Here is a 17,908-nt window from a genome sequence, read left to right as displayed (position 1 = left end):
GGGTAATGTTTTGCCCCGCTATGCGCCTGTGTAGCACATGAACCTCCGGGACGCGTTCGACGCCCCCGCTCCAGCAATCGTTCTCGCCGAGGGAGCGTTCGGAACGATGGACGGAAAGACGGCCAACGGCGTCGTCATGCACAGCGAACTGTTCGACGCACGGGCCGTCATCGACTCGACACACGCCGACGAAGCCGCCAGCGACGTTCTCGGACGCGCGGACGTCCGCGACGTACCGATAGTCTCCTCGACCGAGGGCGCGCTCGAACGCGCGTCCGATGCCGAGGCGCTCGTCATCGGGGTCGCTCCCGCTGGCGGTGCGCTACCGGACGAGTGGGTGAGCGACATCGAGGAGGCCATCCGCGCGGGGCTGGATATCGTCTCCGGACTGCACGTCTTCCTCTCCGAGCAGGAGCGATGGCAAACGCTCGCGGACGAACACGGCGCCACCCTCTTCGACGTGCGAAAGCCGCCGGGCGAGGACGACCTCCGCGTCGGCGACGGGACCGTGGACGAAGCAGACGCACAAATCGTGTTGACCGCCGGGACGGACTGTGCGGTCGGCAAGCGGACGACGACGTTCGAACTCTATCGGGCCGCCAAGCGCGCCGGACTGAACGCCGGATGGGTCGCGACCGGCCAGACGGGAATCATGGTCGGCGCGCACCGCGGCGTCGTCATCGACCGCGTTCCGGCGGATTTCACCGCTGGCGTGGTCGAAGACCTCGTGTCGGCCGTCACCGAGGAGCACGATATCGTCTTCGTGGAGGGCCAAGCCTCGCTCACCCACCGCGCCTATTCGAGCGTCACGCTCGGACTCCTGCACGGCGCGTGGCCCGATGCGGTCGTGCTGGTCGATGACCCCGACCGCGACCGGCGAACCCACTTCGACCAGTGGCCGGTCGCGGGCGTTGAAGCGGAGCGGCACCTCGTGGAACAACTCTCGGACGCGACGGTCGCCGCCGTTTCGACGTGGGCCGACCCCGCCGAAATCGACTACTCCGTCCCTGCGGCGAACGTCTACGACGAAGGCGGCGCGGACGACCTCCTCGCGTCGGTCCGCGAGGCGCTGTAATGCGAATCGAACGGGTGTCGGTCGAACCGCTCGACCTGCCGCTCCGGGAGCCGTTCGAAATCTCGCTCGGCACGCAACATCGGGCGAGCAACGTGCTGGTGACGGTCGAAACCGAGGACGTGACCGGCTACGGCGAAGGCTCACCCCTGACGCCGGTGACGGGTGAAACACAGGAGGCGGCGCTCGCAACCGCTCGCGCCGCGACGACGTTGCTCGACGGAAAGTCCCTCGCCGACTATCGAAGCCTCGTTACCGAAGTCCGAGAGACGTTTCCCGGCATGGTGTCGGCGCTGTTCGCGGTCGAAACCGCGATTCTCGACGCCTACTGCCGCGAACGGGGGATGGCCCTCTCGGAACTGTTCGGCGGCGCGCCTACCTCCGTGACGACCGACTTTACCATCGGCATCATGCCACCGGAAGACGCGCGGGACGGCGCAGCGCGGGCGGCGGACCGCGGGTTCGACCAGTTGAAGGTGAAGACGGGGACGACCGTCGCGGAGGACGTCGCCCGCGTCGCCGCGGTGCACGAGGGCGCACCCGACGCGGAACTAACGGTGGACGCGAATCAGGGGTGGACGCCGAAGGAAACCGTCGCGTTCGTGGACCAACTCGAATCGCGGGGCATCGACCTCGCACTGGTCGAACAGCCGACCCCCGCGGCGGACGTAACTGGACTCGCGCGAGCGCGGGACGCCGTATCGGTCCCGATTGCGGCGGACGAGGCGGTGTTCACGCCGGAGGATGCGATTCGAATCGTCCGCGAGGACGCGGCGGACGTGATAAACGTGAAACTCGGCAAGTCGGGACTCCTCGCCGCGCGGGACATCGCCTCGATAGCCGAAGCCGCGAACGTCGAACTGATGGTCGGATGCATGCTCGAAAGCGCCATCGGAATCCACGCCAGCGCCCACCTCGTCTCCGGAATCGGGTCGTTCTCGCACGTCGATTTGGACGGCAACCTCCTCATCGCGGAGGACGTGATTCCGTCGGACGGAGGACCGACAATCGACATTTCGGGGGCGGGGCACGGAGTCGTGCCGAACGGAATCGAGTAACTCGGCGGTCAACCGCGTGACCCCGAGTGACCCCGAGTGACGCGGTATCATTCGACAGACGTGTCACCGTTTGAAAACCCCTTTAGCCACCAATCACCCACTCCGGCCTAATGAGTTACAAAATCGGCTTGGTCGGAAAACCCTCCGTGGGGAAATCGACCTTCTTCAACGCCGCGACGATGAACGACGTGCCGGAGGGGTCCTACCCCTTCACGACAATCGACCCGTCCATCGGCGAGGCCTACGCCCGCGTCGAGTGCGCCGCCCCCGAATTCGACGAGTCCTGCACGCCCAGCGTCGGTTTCTGCGAGGAGGGCACGCGCTACGTCCCGACGAAACTCGTTGACGTGGCCGGACTCATCCCGGGCGCACACGAGGGCAAGGGCCTCGGCAACCAGTTCCTCACGGACCTGAACGAGGCCGACGTGTTGGTCCACGTCGTGGACTTCTCCGGCAAGACCGACATCGAGGGCGAACCCACCGAGGGCCACGACCCCCGCGACGACATCGACTTCCTCGAAAACGAACTCGACATGTGGTACCTCGAAATCCTGGAGAAGGGCATCGAGCGCTTCCGCTCGGGCTACGCCGGGGAGGAGAAACACATCGAGGAGGACCTCGCGGAACAGATGTCGGCGTTCAAGACGAACAAGGACGAGATAAAGCAGGTCATCCTCTCGCTCGGTCTCGACCTCGACCCCGAGACGTGGGAGGACGAGGACCGCCAGGAACTCGCCCGCGAGATTCGCAAGCGCACCAAGCCGATGGTCATCGCGGCGAACAAGATGGACACCCCCGCGGCGCGGGCGAACTACGAGGAAATCACCTCGGACCCCGAGTACGAACACCTGACCGTCATCCCCGCCAGCGCCCACGCCGAGAAGGCGCTCAAGAACGCCGCCGAACAGGGCGTCATCGACTACGACGCCGGAGATTCGGACTTCGAAATCACGGGCGACGTGAGCGAGGAACAGGAAGGGGGCCTCGCCCAGATTCGGGAGTTCACCAACGAGTTCGACGGGACGGGCGTCCAGCGCGCCCTCGAAGCCGCGCTGTTCGACGAACTCGACCTCATCGCCGTCTTCCCCGGGTCGGCCAACGGCAGCGCCAGCGAGAAGGGCGTCTTCCGCGACTGCTTCCTCCTCCCCGGCGGTTCGACGGCCGAGGACTTCGCGTACCACCTGCACTCCGATATCGGAGATGGGTTCCTCCACGGCATCGACTGCCGGAGCAAGCGCCAAATCGGTTCGAGTTCCGAGTTGGACCACCGTTCCGTCGTGGAAATCGTCTCCACGAGTCAGTAACGACGGACTCTGCTAGTTGATTTTTCTCTCCTGTATTCTTCCCCCATTTCGTGGTTCGGTACGCTTGCTTAGCCGTGATTATGCGTTCAGCGTGATTTCAGCGATTGAGAAACAGCCCTCGAAAGCCCCCGCCACGCTCGCTTCGAGAAAAATCCGTGGCTAACGCCCCCAAAAACACTGACAAGTAGTCTCCAAAAGCCCCCGCCACGCTCGCGGTTGCTGTGCAGGATATTCTGGCCTCTCCGCCACGGTCGGCCAGAATAGTGGCCCGCACAGCAACCACGCAAGCGCGCGAGCGGACGGCCCCTTTCAGTCCCACCCAGCACAGCACCGCAACGGCCACTCCCTCCCCAACCGACTCCTTCGCATTCGCTCAGTCGTCCTTCGCACGGCTTCAGCGAGGGGACTCAGACGTACCGTCCTCGTCCCCTCGCCAGCGCGCGCCATTCGGAAAACCGGGATGAGCGCTACTGACTAACCGCCGTGGCGCGTGCGCCAGCAGGCCCTCGGCCATCGCGGCCGAGGGCCTGCTTGGTTATCACGCGAGGGATGACTGAGCGAATGCGAAGGAATCGGTTGGGGAGGGAGTGACCGTCGCGGTGCGGTTGCGGTTTTAGTGACGTCTGTAATTGCAGTCATAGACAAACCAACACCACCTCCTTGCAAGCGAACGAGGGCTTCGTGTTCCCTAGCGACTGCAATCGTTCTGGAAGTGCGAACCTCGGATCAACCCACAGAAAATCACTATTCTCACCCACTTCCTAGTCGTCACACCGCACATGCTAGGGACGGGGACTAAGCGGGGACATAGGTGTATGTCATCATATGTCATCATCACACGGCAAAGACAGCAATAGCCTCTCGCGGGACATGGGCCTGTTCGGGGCGATGAGCACCGTCGTCGCGGGGACGCTCGGTGCCGGGTTGTTCGTCACGCTCGGCACGGCGAGTTCCACGACCGGGCCGAGCGTCATCCTCGTCGTGGTCCTCTCCGGACTGCTGGCGATGGCCATCGCGGTGAACTACAGTTGGATGGCGACCATCTTCCCGGCCGCCGCCGGGTCGTACGCCTACATCTCCCGGACGTTCGACAGTCGGCTTCCGGGCTTCATCGTCACGTGGTCGAAGTGGTTAGGGTACATGGCCGCCGATGCCGTGCTCGCGCTGGGCTTCGGCAGCTATCTCCAAGTGTTCTACCCCAGTATCGACCCGACAATCGCTGGCTTCGCGCTCCTCACCGTCCTCTTCCTCGTCAATCTCGTCGGCACGAAGGAGTACAGCCTCTCGCAGAACGCCATCATGGCGGTGTTGATGCTGGCCATCCTCGTCCTCGTCATTCCGGGGTCGTTCCACGTGAACCCCGAGAACTACCAGCCGTTCTTCACCGGGGGCCGGAGCGGGTTCATCCAAGCCGCCGTCCCGCTGTTCTACGCCTACATCGGCATCGCCGTCGCGGGGCAGATGGGCGCCGAAGTGAAGAACCCGTCCAAGAACCTCCCGCTGGCGATGGTCGGTGGGACGCTGGTCCTCGTCGTCCTGTACGTCTGGACGGCCGCCGTCATCTACGGCGTCGTCGGGGACTACACCGTGCTGGCGAACTCCGAGCGGCCGCTCGCAACCGCCGCGGAGTCGTTCCTCGGCGGGAGCGCCACCGCGGTCGTCGCGTTCGGCGGCCTGCTGGCAACCGCCTCCAGCGTCCACGCGGTGATGGCGGCGGGCATCAAGATGCCCTACTCGTGGTCGTGGGACGAGGTGTTCCCGAAGCAGTTCTCCGCGGTGAGCCAGCGGTTCGGCACGCCGCACTACTCGCTCGCCACGCTGTACGTCGTTGCCGCCGCGCTGACGTTCTGGAGCGACGGCCTCAACGAGGCCATCGTCATCGCCACGTTCAGCTACCTCATCGCGTACGCCACGGTCTCGCTGACCCTGCTGTACGTCCGGGCGTCGCGTCCCGACCTCGTGGAGCAAGCGGGCTTCGACTACGGCTGGCTCACCCCCGTCACGGGCGTCGTGGCGACCCTCGGTGCGGTCGGGTTGCTGACCAAGGCCGCGAACTTCGGCGGACTCCCCGCCGCGCTCGGCGACTTCATCACCGGGCTTCCAGGTGCGTTCGGCGACTTCTTCGCCGCGCCGTTGGCCGGAACCGTTCCGCTCGTGAGCGCGTTCCGCGCGACGGTGGTGAACGCGTACTGGACCGCGTTCGAGGCCGCGCCCACGCTCCGCATCTACCTCCCGTGGATGGTCGTGGGACTCGGCATCTTCGCCGTCTACTGGCGACTCGGAAATCAGCGCGGGACCGACGTCGGCGCGATTCTCGACACGCTCCCGGGCGTGGCGAGCGACGACCACGACCCGACCATCGGGGATGTGACCTCGGATGACTGAACCCGCTGAATCCGCTGAACTCGCGCGGATCGACCCGGACGAGACCATCTCCCTCCTGCAGGAGATGGTGCAGATTCCCTCGCCGTACTTCGAAGAGCACGAACTGAGCGAGTTCGTGTACGACTGGCTGGATTCGCGCGACCTCGACCCCGAGTACCACCACGTCAGCGAGCCGAAAATCACGGAGTACGAGGGCGATAACGTGCTCGCCCGACTGGAAGGAAGCGACCCGGATGCCCCCACGCTCCTGCTCAACGCGCACATGGACACCGTGCTGTTGGTCGAGGATTGGGAGGAAGACCCCTGCTCGGGGCGCATCGAAGACGGCAAACTGTACGGACAGGGGGCCTGCGACATGAAGGGCGGCCTCGCCGCGGTCATGGTCGCCTTCGAAGCGCTGGCGGAGTCGGACGTTGACCTCGCGGGCGACATCGTTCTCTCCGCCGTGGTGGACGAGGAGGGGCCGTACGGACTCGGCACCGACCGCCTCATCCGCGACGGCTACACCGACGACTACGACGCCGCCATCGTGACGGAACCCGGCCCGATTCTCGCACAGGAGGAGGACATCGACAATCCCGCGCTCCTCCTCGGCGCTCGCGGGCGCTTCCTCTACGACATCGAAGTGAAAGGCCACGCGGCCCACGGGTCGCAACCGCACAAAGGAACCAACGCCGTCGTGGACGCCGGGAAGGTCGCCGACGCGCTCTCCAATCTCGACGTGGGAAGCCATCCGAAACTCGGCGACGGGTCGGTCTGTCCCCTTCTACTGGAGGGCGGCAGCCAAACGCTCTCGGTTCCCGAACGCGCCCAGCTCATGGTGGACCGCCACGTCGTCCTCGGCGAAACGGAGGAAATCGTGCGCGAACAGGCAGAGGAGGCCGTCGCGGCCCTCGACATCGAGAGCGAGGTGGAAATCGGCTTCCGCGAGTCGCCGGACCCCGGCATCAAGTACGGACCCTACGTCACGCCGGAGGACCACGACCTCGTGACGTCGCTCGTCGGCGCGACGGAATCCGTCGCGGGCGTCGAACCGGAGTTCGGCTACTTCGCCAGCGTCGGCGACTTCAACTACCTCGGCGACCGCGCGGACCTCCCGACCGTCATCGTCGGGCCGGACGGCGAGAACATCCACGGTGCGGGCGAGTTCGTCTACACCGACGAAGTTGTCGAGACGGCGCGAATCGTCGCCGAGGGCGCGATGCGCTTCGTCGGGTCGGAGTAGAAACGTACCGCGAGGGAAACGGTTTCCCTACTCTCAGTTCGCCGGTTCGATGTTCTGGTTCACGTGGAAGAAGTTGTCGGGGTCGTACGTCGCCTTGACCGCGCGCAACCGCTCGTAGTTGTCGCCGTAACTGGCCTGAACCCGGTCCTCCCCTTCCTCCATCATGAAGTTGATGTACGAGCCACCGACCGTGTGCGGGTGGAGCGCATGCCAGTAGTCGCGGGCCCACTTGGTGATTTTCTTGTCGTTCGCCGGGTCGGCATCGACGCCCACGATAACCATCGACCACGTCGCGTCGCGAACGCTCCACGCGGTCTCGTCTGGTGCGACGTCGTGGACCGCCCCGTCGATGGGATAGAGGTGCATCGTCGATTTCGGGGTCGGCACCTCGCTAAAACGCTCGTGGACGGCGATGGCGTCGTCGGTCAACTCGCGCACGTAATCCCCCTTCCAGTACCACTGGTCGCCCGGCGGGTAGAGGCCGTCGAACATGCCTTGGATCGCCGGATAGGGCATCGACTCGACGTGCTCGAATAACGGTTCGGCGGCGTCGCGGGCCGACTGGAGCGCCGCATCGGTTTCGGCTTCCGACCCCAGACAGCACCACATCAGTCCGCACACGTTCTTACCGTGGAGTTCTTCCGGGAATGGTTCGCCCGGCACCTCGGCAATCAGGTAAAACGCGTACACGTCCTCCGGGGCCTGCGGGAGCCACTCGCGGTACCAGCGCATCGTCGTTTCGAGTTCCGATATCGGCCAGAACAGCGGCCCCCCGACCACCGTGTCTACCGGGTGCAACTCGTATTCGAACGAGACGACCACGCCGAAGTTGCCGCCGCCGCCCCGAAGCGCCCAGAACAGGTCTTCGTGCTCGTCCTCGCTCGCGCGAACCAAGCGTCCATCCGCGAGTACCACATCCGCGCTCAGCAGGTTGTCGATGGTCAGGCCGTATTTCCGGGTCAGATAGCCGTGTCCACCGCCGAGGGTCAGGCCGCTAACCCCGGTCGTCGAGATGACTCCGCTCACAGTTGCGAGGCCGAACGCGTGGGTCGCGGAATCCACGTCACCCCACGTGCACCCGGGTTCGACTCGCACGGTTTTCGCGTCCGGGTCCACGTGGATGCCCGTCATGCCCGACAGGTCGATGACCAGTCCGTCGTCCACCAGTCCCAGACCTGGACCGCTGTGCCCCCCGCTTCGGATGGCGGCTTCGAAGTCCTGTTCGCGAGCGAACTTCACGGCCGCGATTACGTCCCCGACGTTGGCACACCGAACGATGAGTCCGGGACGTTTGTCTATCATCGCGTTGTAAATCGTGCGCGCGTCGTCGAACTCCGGGTCGTCCGGCCGAATCACCGTTCCTCGAAGGCCCTCCCGAAATCGTTCGATGGTCGTTTCGTCAGCGTCTTTCGCTGTCGTTGCCATTGTGTTCCCCCCTCTGTCGCGCCCATTCAGACGCCGTTCGTGTCCGAATCACCATCACAGCGAGCGCTAGTTCTCCTACTCCACCCACAACGTTAGATGTTATCAACTGTCAAACGATGGCGGCGATATCCACGGAATCCACATCGCATTCGAACGAACTTCGATAAACGTCGTATGGCTCGGTCGGCGAATCGCCGAACACCCCGCACCGGAGACGGCCCGCCTATACGACTCGGTTGGTGAGTTCCTCGTCGGCGTCGATGTGCTGTGCGTTCTCCCGGACGAGTTCCGCGATGTGGCGGTAGTAATCGACCTCCGCCGCGGCGGCGTGGGGCGTGACGATAACGTCGTCCATGTCCCACAGCGGCGAGTCCTCGGGGAGCGGTTCCTCCTCGAACACGTCGAGGGCGGCACCCGCGATGTCGCCGCCCTGCAACGCCGCGACCAAGGCGTCTTGGTCGGCACAATCCCCGCGTGCCACGTTGACGAAGTAGGCGTCGTCCCGCATGGCGTCGAACTCCGCTTCGCCCATCAGCCCCTCCGTCTCGTCAGTGAGGGGGGTCGCCAGCGCGACGAACCGAGCGTCAGAGATGGCTTCGTGGAGGTCGTCGTTCGCGTACACCGTCCGAACGTGCGGTACCGACTCGGCGGACCGGCGAACGCCCGTAACGTGCATGCCGATGGCGTCTGCGCGCTTGGCGATTCCCTGCCCGAGGGTGCCGAGGCCGACCACGCATATCGGTTCGTGCTGGAGCGTGAACGGTTCGTCCCAGTCGGGACGGGTCCACTCGTGCGCGACCTGCTGACGGGAGAATCTGTGGAGGCGGCGGGCGATTTCGAGCATGGTTCCCAACACGGTTTCGCCGACGCTCGTGCCGTGAATCCCCGTGCTGTTCGTCAGGATGATACCCGCTTCTTCGAGCTCGGAGAGCGGAAAGCGGTCGTACCCCGCCTGAATCGAGTGTATCCATTCGAGGTCGGCGTCGAGGAAGGACTCCCGATAGGCGAACGTGACGAGCGCATCGCAGTCCGCGAGCGCGTCTCGGTCGCCGTCGCCGACCACCGCGACCGTCGGGTCGAGCGCGGAGAGTTCCTCGCGCAACTGTTCGGGCGGGAAGACGGCTTCGACCGACTCGTGAATTCCGAGGTGCGAAATCTGCATGCGGAAAGGTACCAACGGCGTCGGAATGAATCTTCGGAAGGGGGAAGGCAATACCGCCCAACCGCCACGCGGCATCGGTAGTTTACTGTCGGTTCGTTTCGAAGACGGCCGCAATGACGGGACGCGGCGACGTCGGCGGGTGGTCGTTCGAGGGACGCGAATGTACTGTCAGGAAACACCTCCTCCGCGAAGAGTTTCGGGTGACCGACCCGGACGGGAACACGCTGCTCACCACCGAACGCAAGGTCGCGGAAGGGCGGGCCACGTTTCCGTTTCGGGACTCCGAGGGGGACGCCGTCTTCCGCGTCGATTCTGGCCAGACCTTCGACATCGAGGGGGAGTACACGCTCGTGAAATCGGAGACGGACGAACCCGAACTCGTCCTCTCGCGGGAGTTGGACTTTCGCCGCCACCACTGGACCATCGACCGACCGGACGGGGAACGCATCGCCGAGTTATCCTCCCGCCGAGGCATCGCTGGCGCACTGAACACCGTCGTGGACGTGTTCTCGCCGTTCCCGCGCACGTTCACCGTCACGGCACCGAACGGCGAACACGTCGGGACGATTTCTGGACGGCTCTCGCCGCGGACCGCCTACGACGTGCGTATCGAACGCCCCGGAGCGATTCCGCGGACGACGCTCACCGCTGGCGCGGTAGCCGTCGCGGTGCTCGAAAGCGTGTAGGAAGAGATTCCTCTCGGGGCGTATCGAAAGGGCGGCTCGGGGAAAATCCTCGTCACAAGGGGCTCGGAGGGGTGAACAGTTTCAACTGATTGATTCGTTCTTTCGTGAATTAGCGGTGGTTCGGTGTTAATCCCTTCATCACAAGGGGCTCAGTGGGGGTAACATTTCGTCATCACCACCATCAGAGGATAGAATCGGCGGGGTAAAAAGCGTCACGTAGTTGAATTCGCTTATTTTCAATAGTTGGCTCAGATTCAGGGTATGTTAGAGAACGGCACTGTCTAGTTTAGCTCCTCTTCGACAGGTGTTCGGTTGTTGAGCGATCACCGCGACCTGCGTCGGCGCTGCCGACGGCGGGTTGGAGACGCTATCAGATATCCGATGGATCCATTGAAAATCGCTCGATGCGAACGTTTTACGCCGAGAGGCGCAAGAATCGCTTTTGTTTCCCTGAGCGAACGCCCGGTCGCGTGGAGCCGGGTGGCGAACGACCGTCAGGGCATTCGCCGTCCGCTCATGCTCCCAACAGTCAATCCTAGCCGTCTCTAAACTCTTTTTGAGCAGGTTTGAGAGTAGCATGAATCACTAGCTCTTCGACCTGCTCGTCCTTATCTAGACAGTGCCCTCCGAGCTATCGTTGCGGACGCGGGTGAAGTCGGGGACTCTGTGCCGATCGTTTACCTTGTCAGTAACCCACTGAAGCTTGTCAGCTGTCTCACTCATAACATCGACAAAGCACTCTGAACATTCAATACCGGAATGAGACCTACTACTAGATCGTAGGCCAATTACGACACGTTCGCGCTAGTCTTCCATCGGGTGACAATGGTGATCGTCACCCATCCACCGATACGACCGCATCCTCGACCGAATAGAGGGGCGACGCACAGACTTATCCCCCCAGCAAACACCCAGAAGATGACTCTGGACAGCGGCCATACCGCCGTGATATCGACCGTTACGAGGAAAATGAGCACAGCGACGAGACCACCAAGGAACCCAGCGCGGAGTCCGGCAGCACTTGGTTCTGTTGAGCGGATTGCAGCGATGCCTCCCGCGACGAGCGCCCCAACAATCATAATTCCACCGCCGATAGTCGCCTCTGAATTCGGAAGCCAGTTGATAATGGCTGAGACCGGGAGCGAGACCAGTGCGCCGATGAGCGCGTATCGCCATGCTGGGGAGAGAATGCGAACGTGAGACGGCGAAACCATTTTCGTATTTATTGTGAGCTGGGACGTATATAGTTTCAGAAGTACCCTTGGTGGGTTGAAGCACAGGGAATCAGGCCGACTAATCGGCTGCCGATTCGGGTCCATGGAGCTACGTCAGTCAAGACTACTCTATTTTTCTCCAAGTGCGTGACTGTCTTCTATCCACAGCCCATTCATACGTTGTTGCACGATATCAGACAGTGTCTGGAGATGCGAAACAGCAGATAAAAGTCTGCATCAACGTCACCACGGATACGAGATAGACGTGTTTCGAATCGGTGTCGCAGACGATATCCTCCGTCTGTTGACCGACGCAAACGATACGGAATTTACGATTCCCGAACTCGTCGATGTGACAGCGGTAACTCGTTCGATAGTCTGGCGGGCCGTACAACTGCTAGACGATCTCGGCGTCGTCCGAATCCGCGAGACGCCATAGCGGAACTACGTTTCCATCGACCCTAGCCGCCTCCAGAAAGACGACCCGATACTTGCCATCGGGCGGCCGGAGTTTCACGACCCAGTTCGAGCGTTCATCGAGGAGGTCCAGTTTGCACTCGGTGAAACGGGCGATATCGAGACTGTCGTCGGTATCGTCCTGTTCGGTAGCGTTGCTCGCGGTGAGGCGGACAGGCAGAGTGACATCGCCTCTTCATCGTCGTCGATGGCAACAGAACGAGTGCCAGACGGTGCACAACAGACGTGGTCGGTGAGTTGAGCGAACGCCGGTTCGACGGCGACCGGTTCGACTTCGAAACGTACGTCGAATCGACCGAGAGCACGCGACGGGCGGGCAGGAAATTGCGAGATATCTTCGAGGAGGGTATTACTATGTACGGAACCGAACAGCTTCAGTCGATTCGAAAGGAGGTCTTCGCGGATGAGTAGTTCGAGAATCGAGACGTTTGACTCTTGCGCGTTCGGTCAGTCGTTCCACTCGGCTAATTCCCGCAGTTCGTCGGCTACCGCCTCGATGCCTTCCCGCTCCAAAAGGCCGCGTTCGGTGACGTAGCCCGAAACGAACTCGGCTGGCGTCACGTCGAACGTCGGATTCAGGACCGACAGGTCCGCGTCGCCGTCGTACACCGCATCCGGGTTTCCTTCTTCCAGCACGAGGTCGTCCCCGGTTCGGACCTTGTCCGTCGCGGTGACGACGAACACCGGAACGTCCTCGTTTCTCGCTGCCAACGCCGCCACTCGGGTTCCGGTCTTGTTCACCACGTCGCCGTTCGGGAGGACGGAATCGGCTCCGACGACGACGCGGTCCACGTCCTCCGTCGCCAGCACGTGCGCTATCGCGGCGTCGGTGTGAAGCGTCACGTTCGTCGCGTCGGCCAGCGACTCCGCGACGCCGACGCCTTCGAGGGCGGGGCGGGATTCGGCGACGAACACGCGGTCCGCGGCGCGAAGCGCGTCCAGCACCGTCCCGGAGCGCGAGAGCGTCAGCACCGTTTCATCGGCGACCTGCTCGCGGGCGTTGCGCGTCGCCGCCTCGTCCACGCGATAGGCGCGTTCGATGCCGTCGATTGCGGCGCGTTCGACCGCTTCGGGGGTTCGGTCGTCGGTCGCATCGGACATGACGCGGTTCACGCGGTTCGCCAGCGCGGCCATGCTCGGTCGAGCGTCGATAAGGTCCGCCGCGAGTCGGGTCAGTTCGTCCCAGTCGCCGCCGCGGACCGCGCACAGTCCGGCCCGGTCGCGGAGAACTTCGAGCGCCCGAACGGAGATATACGCGGACCCGTGTTCGGCGTCCTCGGCGACGGATTCGACCGTGGGCGCGACGCGGTCGTAGGAGGTCCACAGGTCCGGCACCGTCTCGCGCCGAAGGATTTCGGTCGGGGGAACCCACGCCGTCTCGGTCGTCTCCCAATCGGTGGTCGCGTCCCGACTCGCACAGTCGAACAGGTACGGGTGAACGACCCAGCGCTTGTCGAGCGAGTCGTCGGCCACGTCGAAGGTGTCCCCGGCGCGGACGAACGTGCAGGAAGAGAGCAGTCCGGTTTCCTCCTCGATTTCCTCGCGTGCGAGCGCGTCCGGGTCGCCCTCCGCGTGTCCGGCGACCCCGCCCCACTGCCCCGAATAGGACCCGACGTCCTCGCTTCTCCGGAGGAGCAACACCGCACCGCGGTTGCGCAGAAAGCAGGTGACGACGTGGGTTTCGTCCATGGGAAGGGAGACGGGCCAGTGGCAGTTGAACCCTCGGGCGAGAGGAGCGACGTCGAATACGCCGCCGATTCAGCGGTCGTACGCGGCGACGGTCTTCCCGTATCCGGCGATAACCGCGTCGTCGAGGAGGACGGGACGCATCGTCGCCCTGTCGGGCAGGTCGTACTTCGTCAACCGTTTGCCACCGGTGGCGAAGACGGAGAGGTTCTTTCGAAACTCGCGGTTCCCGCGGTCCGTCTCGACTTTCTCCATGGTCTCGGCGACGATACCGTCCTCGGTCACGGTGAGCGGCGTCCCGTAGCTGACGCGCGTTCGCCAGCGTTCCGCGCCGGTATCGAGGTGGAAGGCGATGAGGTACGTCTCAGTCTCGAATACGGTTCGGTGATGATTCGAGTAGAGCGACAACACGGCGTAGACGGTCGAGTCGGCCACCGCGGGCACGGTGTCCACGGACGCGATCCAACTGCTCTCGGTCTGCCAGCGTATCGAACCATCCGCGGCGTCGAGGGCGGTCATCCCGCCCCGAGTAGCGACGAGAACTGAATCCCCGCGGTGTGCCAACCGCGCCCCCTTCCCGATCTCGCACCGCCAGAGCGTCCCCCCGTCGTCCGCGCGGTAGGCGCGGACGACACCGGACGGGGACGCGGCGAAGACGCGCTCGCCGTCGGCGGCGATGGACGCCCGAGCGGTGCCGAACGGGCGGATCCAGCGAATCCGTTCGGCGGTCAAATCGAGCGCGAAGACGACGTATTTGCCGAACTCGTCGCTGTAGCCGACGCCGAACATGGACGACCCCAAAACGACCGGAGCGTAGTGGCCGAGCGCCAAGTACCCGGTTCGAAGTCGCGTTTGGGAACTGCCGTCGAGCGCGACGGTGCGGACGATGCCCTCGGATTCGACGAGCGCGCGGTGGTCGTAAACGACCGGGGGCGTCTTGACCTGTATCAGTTCGGCGAGTCGTTGGTACTCGCCGGAGAATCGAAGGTGACCGAGTTCGCCGTCGGGCGTGAACGTCGTTGCGATGACGAGGCCACCGTCGGAGAGAGTCGTCGCTCGTGCCGGGGTCCCGTCGAATTCGACCGACCAGCGCGGGTCTTGACGGGGCGACTGCGCTTGGAGGGCGCTACAGCCGCTGCCGAGTATCGACAGGCCGAGGCCGGAAATACGCAGAAAGCCGCGTCGAGACGAACGACCGACCATAGTCTGAAAACCATCAGCGAAGACTAAAACGTTCCGACGCATCGCGCTCAAACGTTTTTCTACCCGGGCGACGAAACGGCGACCATGCTCCGGGTCGCCGTCATCAGCGACACGCACATCCCGTCGCGCGCGAACCGAATTCCCGACTGGGTTCGAACCCGAATCATGCGTGCGGACCACACGATTCACGCCGGGGATTTCGATTCGGCGGACGCGCTGGCGTCGGTTCACGAACTGACGGACGGCAACTACACCGCCGTCGGCGGAAACACCGACCCGAAGTCGCTTCGCTTGCCCGACGTGGCGACCCTCGAAGTCGGCGGCGTCACCTTCGTCGTCACGCACGGAACGGGACCGAAACGCGGATACAGGGAACGGGTCGCTCGAATCGTCCGCGAGACGGTCGAGGAAGAAACCTCGGCGAAGCGAGCGACGGACGCGTCCGTCGTCGGCGTCGGGGGGCACACGCACCGACCGATGGACGAGACGGTCGATGGCGTCCGCCTGTTGAATCCGGGGAGCGCGACGGGCGCGGCCCCGGCGGAGATGGCGACGATGTTCGTCGTAACCGTCGAGGACGGCGAGATGGACGTCCAGAAACACGAAAGCTGACCCGTTTTGCACCTTCCGGGCGGGTTTTTATCGGCGCGCACCAACGCCCAGCCATGAACGTCTTCGCGGTATCCGGGATTCCCGAGGTCGAACCCGGCGACGACATCGCGGCGCTCGTCGAGGAACGAGTTGACCTCGAACCCGGCGACGTGCTGTTGGTCGCGAGTACCATCGTCTCGAAAGCCGAGGGACGGACCGCAACGCTCGACGAATTCCCGACGAGTCCGCGAGCGGAGGAAATCGCGGGACGCCTGTCGGAAATCTCGGGTGAGGAGAAAGACCCGCGGTTCGCACAGGCCGTCCTCGAAGAGAGCACGGAACTCGTCATGGAAGCGCCCTTCCTGCTGACCGCGACGCGGTTCGGCCACATCGGGGTCAACGCGGGTATCGACCGGTCGAACACGGGGGACGCGGACCTACTCTTGCTCCCGAAGCGACCGAGCGAGAGCGCCGCCAGAATTCGGGCGGGACTCTCGCTGGACGTGCCCGTCGTCGTCACCGACACCTGTGGCCGCCCGTTTCGCCACGGACAGCGCGGGGTCGCCATCGGCTGGGACGGACCCCCCGCGAGCCGCGACTGGCGGGGCGAGCGCGACAGGGACGGCCACGAACTCGAAGTGACCGTCGAATCCGTCGTGGACGAACTCGCCTCCGCGGCGAACCTCGTGAGCGGCGAGGGCGACGACGGTCTGCCCGTCGTCGTCGTCCGCGATTGGGAGTTCGGCGACCACGGGGGAAGCGACAACCTGTTTCGGTCGGTCGAGGGGGATTTCGTCCGGCAGGCGCTCCGGGGGTGGGAGTTTGCGCGGGATTGAACTCACGCCCGAGGAGCCGATTGCCGAGTTGGTCGAACACGGGAAGACGGCCGAGGACGAGGGCTTCGACACGCTGTTCGCCAGCAGCCACTACAACAATCGCGACCCGTTCACCGTCCTCTCGCGGGTCGCAGACGCCACCGAGGACATCCGCCTCGGGCCGGGCGTCGTCAACCCCTACGAGAGCCACCCGGTGACGCTCGCCTCCCGGGTCGCAACGCTCGACGAAGCCAGCGACGGACGGGCGGTGTTCGGCGTCGGCGCGGGCGACCGCTCGACGCTCCGAAACCTCGGCATCGACCGCGACCGACCGCTCCGGCGCGTGTTGGAGACGATGAAGGTCTCGAAGGACCTGTGGGCGGGCGAACGCGTCACCCACGACGGAACCTTCACCGCGCGGGACGCGGGACTGAACTACGACGTCGGCGAGATTCCGGTGTACGTCGGCGCACAGGGGCCGCACATGCTCCGCATGAGCGCGAAACACGCCGACGGCGCGCTGGTCAACGCCTCCCATCCGCGGGATTTCGACTGGGCGAGCGACCGCATCGAGGAGGGACTGGCCGAGCGCCCCGACGAACGCGGCGAGTTCGACTTCGCGGCCTACGCCTGCGTGAGCGTGGCCGAAGACGGCGATGCGGCCCGCGAAGCGGCCCGTCCGCCGGTGGCGTTCATCGCGGGCGGAACGGCGGAGCCGGTGCTCGACAGACACGGAATCGACGAGGAAGCGGCGGGGGAAATCGGAAAGAGCATCGAGGCCGGCGAGTTCGCCGCGGCGTTCGAGGCGGTGACGCCCGCGATGATAGACGCCTTCTGTATCGCTGGGACACCGGAGACGGTGGCTGACAGAATCGCCGCCGTACTCGACTACGCGGACAGTTTCGTCGCCGGGTCGCCGCTCGGACCGGACCGCGAAAACGCGGTCAGTCTTGTTGCGGCGGCACTCGACCGGGCACGTCGGAGACGAGCGTAGCGCCCAGTCCGCCGACGGTCAAGTAGGCGAAAAACAACACGGAGAAGCCGACGAAGATGGCCCCGAAGAGCAACATCAGCGCCGGGATTGGGTTCGACGTCGCCGTCGCCACGTCGGTGAACAGTCGAGCCATTTCGGTGAAGTTCGAGAGGATTCCTGCCATGCCCGATACTCCGTACCGGGGGTACTTGGATGCTCCGTCACGCTTACGACCGGGCGCTCCGTAGGCGCGGACGTGTCAGAGGATACGTCGCTCTCGGAATTCGTCGGGAAGACGGGCGAGTCGGACAGACAGGACGGGGCGGACGGACAGGACGAAACGGTCGAAACGGCCGAGACGACCGACGCGGACGGGTCGGCGACGGACCACGAATCCGCCGAGAAGCCGGACGAACCCGCCGTCGAACCCGCCAGAGCGACGTACGATTGGACGCCCGACGGCGCGGCTTGTACGCGCTGTGGGGCGGCGGTCGAGAAGCGCTGGCGGGACGACGGCGGAATGGTCTGTGCCGACTGCAAGGAGTGGTGAGGTGGAAACGCGGATGGGAAATGAAACCACGCTTAGAAGGTCATCCGGAAACGTGCCGACTAACCGGAGAAACCGCTTGACG

At 64.3% G+C, this 17,908-nt stretch carries 16 protein-coding genes and 2 pseudogenes; 11 read left to right on the top strand and 7 right to left on the bottom strand.

All coding sequences use genetic code 11. From position 1 onward, the window contains the following. The first annotated feature begins 37 nt into the window (after positions 1-37). The 5 genes from B208_RS0113220 to B208_RS0113200 all read left to right on the top strand — a co-directional run bounded on the left by B208_RS0113220 (position 38) and on the right by B208_RS0113200 (position 7,044). Positions 38-1,075 carry a DUF1611 domain-containing protein gene (locus B208_RS0113220; protein WP_007979734.1) on the top strand — a complete coding sequence of 346 codons (1,038 nt, stop codon included), beginning with the start codon at positions 38-40 and terminating at the stop codon, positions 1,073-1,075. Further along, positions 1,075-2,130 carry a dipeptide epimerase gene (locus B208_RS0113215; RefSeq protein WP_007979735.1) on the top strand — a complete coding sequence of 352 codons (1,056 nt, stop codon included), beginning with the start codon at positions 1,075-1,077 and terminating at the stop codon, positions 2,128-2,130. Before B208_RS0113220 ends, B208_RS0113215 begins: the two co-directional genes overlap by 1 nt. A gap of 110 nt (positions 2,131-2,240) precedes the next feature. Further along, positions 2,241-3,434 carry a redox-regulated ATPase YchF gene (locus tag B208_RS0113210; RefSeq protein ID WP_007979736.1) on the top strand — a complete coding sequence of 398 codons (1,194 nt, stop codon included), beginning with the start codon at positions 2,241-2,243 and terminating at the stop codon, positions 3,432-3,434. Between the two features lie 825 nt (positions 3,435-4,259). Continuing rightward, positions 4,260-5,819 (top strand): APC family permease, encoded by a 1,560-nt coding sequence (locus B208_RS0113205; protein WP_026177839.1) that lies wholly within the window; start codon positions 4,260-4,262, stop codon positions 5,817-5,819. Further along, a complete protein-coding gene (locus B208_RS0113200; RefSeq protein WP_007979738.1) occupies positions 5,812-7,044 on the top strand; it encodes a M20 family metallopeptidase in 1,233 nt (410 codons plus the stop codon). Before B208_RS0113205 ends, B208_RS0113200 begins: the two co-directional genes overlap by 8 nt. 33 nt (positions 7,045-7,077) lie before the next feature. Here B208_RS0113200 and B208_RS0113190 read toward each other — a convergent pair whose 3' ends face one another. Together B208_RS0113190 and ddh are read right to left on the bottom strand one after the other, a co-directional pair. Further along, on the bottom strand, positions 7,078-8,469 hold the full coding sequence (locus B208_RS0113190) for an FAD-binding oxidoreductase (RefSeq protein ID WP_007979739.1): 1,392 nt from the start codon (positions 8,467-8,469) through the stop codon (positions 7,078-7,080). Between the two features lie 223 nt (positions 8,470-8,692). After that, positions 8,693-9,631, bottom strand: a complete 939-nt coding sequence (ddh, locus tag B208_RS0113180) for a D-2-hydroxyacid dehydrogenase (protein WP_007979741.1) — start codon at positions 9,629-9,631, stop codon at positions 8,693-8,695. Positions 9,632-9,744: 113 nt separating this feature from the next. On the opposite strand from ddh, the gene B208_RS0113175 reads away from it, so the two are divergent. Beyond that, positions 9,745-10,317 (top strand): LURP-one-related/scramblase family protein, encoded by a 573-nt coding sequence (locus B208_RS0113175; RefSeq protein ID WP_007979743.1) that lies wholly within the window; start codon positions 9,745-9,747, stop codon positions 10,315-10,317. 324 nt (positions 10,318-10,641) lie between these two features. Here B208_RS0113175 and B208_RS24730 read toward each other — a convergent pair. After that, positions 10,642-10,896, bottom strand: a pseudogene (locus B208_RS24730) (IS6 family transposase); the annotation flags it as partial. A gap of 209 nt (positions 10,897-11,105) precedes the next feature. Next, the gene (locus tag B208_RS0113165) at positions 11,106-11,531 is read right to left on the bottom strand and encodes a DUF5518 domain-containing protein (RefSeq protein WP_007979745.1); all 426 of its coding nucleotides are present in this window, start codon (positions 11,529-11,531) and stop codon (positions 11,106-11,108) included. A 200-nt stretch (positions 11,532-11,731) separates the two neighbouring features. Here B208_RS0113165 and B208_RS25045 point away from each other — a divergent pair. After that, positions 11,732-12,419, top strand: a pseudogene (locus B208_RS25045) (nucleotidyltransferase domain-containing protein). Positions 12,420-12,455: 36 nt separating this feature from the next. On the opposite strand, the gene B208_RS0113150 reads toward B208_RS25045, so the two are convergent. Together B208_RS0113150 and B208_RS0113145 are read right to left on the bottom strand one after the other, a co-directional pair. Continuing rightward, entirely contained in the window at positions 12,456-13,697 is a 1,242-nt protein-coding gene (locus B208_RS0113150; RefSeq protein WP_007979747.1) for an NUDIX domain-containing protein, read from the bottom strand. A 69-nt stretch (positions 13,698-13,766) separates the two neighbouring features. After that, positions 13,767-14,897, bottom strand: coding sequence for an outer membrane protein assembly factor BamB family protein (locus B208_RS0113145; protein ID WP_007979748.1), 1,131 nt, complete (start codon positions 14,895-14,897; stop codon positions 13,767-13,769). 84 nt (positions 14,898-14,981) lie between these two features. Here B208_RS0113145 and B208_RS0113140 point away from each other — a divergent pair, with 84 nt between their 5' ends. From B208_RS0113140 to B208_RS0113130, 3 genes are read left to right on the top strand one after another with little or no spacing between them, the layout of a single operon-like run. Further along, positions 14,982-15,509 (top strand): metallophosphoesterase family protein, encoded by a 528-nt coding sequence (locus B208_RS0113140; protein ID WP_007979750.1) that lies wholly within the window; start codon positions 14,982-14,984, stop codon positions 15,507-15,509. A 53-nt stretch (positions 15,510-15,562) separates the two neighbouring features. Beyond that, a complete protein-coding gene (locus B208_RS0113135; protein ID WP_018128912.1) occupies positions 15,563-16,324 on the top strand; it encodes a coenzyme F420-0:L-glutamate ligase in 762 nt (253 codons plus the stop codon). Next, entirely contained in the window at positions 16,311-17,297 is a 987-nt protein-coding gene (locus B208_RS0113130) for a 5,10-methylenetetrahydromethanopterin reductase (protein ID WP_007979755.1), read from the top strand. Before B208_RS0113135 ends, B208_RS0113130 begins: the two co-directional genes overlap by 14 nt. On the opposite strand, the gene B208_RS0113125 is transcribed toward B208_RS0113130, so the two are convergent. After that, a complete protein-coding gene (locus B208_RS0113125; protein ID WP_007979757.1) occupies positions 17,248-17,460 on the bottom strand; it encodes a hypothetical protein in 213 nt (70 codons plus the stop codon). The genes B208_RS0113130 and B208_RS0113125 overlap by 50 nt on opposite strands. A gap of 72 nt (positions 17,461-17,532) precedes the next feature. Between B208_RS0113125 and B208_RS0113120 the strand changes: the two genes are divergently transcribed. Continuing rightward, complete coding sequence (locus B208_RS0113120; protein WP_007979759.1) at positions 17,533-17,826, top strand: DUF7573 domain-containing protein; 294 nt, start codon at positions 17,533-17,535, stop codon at positions 17,824-17,826. Positions 17,827-17,908 lie beyond the last annotated feature (82 nt).

Origin of the sequence: Haladaptatus paucihalophilus DX253 (assembly GCF_000376445.1) — an archaeon.
GTDB classification, from domain to species: Archaea; Halobacteriota; Halobacteria; order Halobacteriales; family Haladaptataceae; genus Haladaptatus; species Haladaptatus paucihalophilus.
The sequence above is the reverse complement of the archived record's forward strand: the minus strand, read 5'-3'. Positions and strand labels throughout refer to the sequence as shown.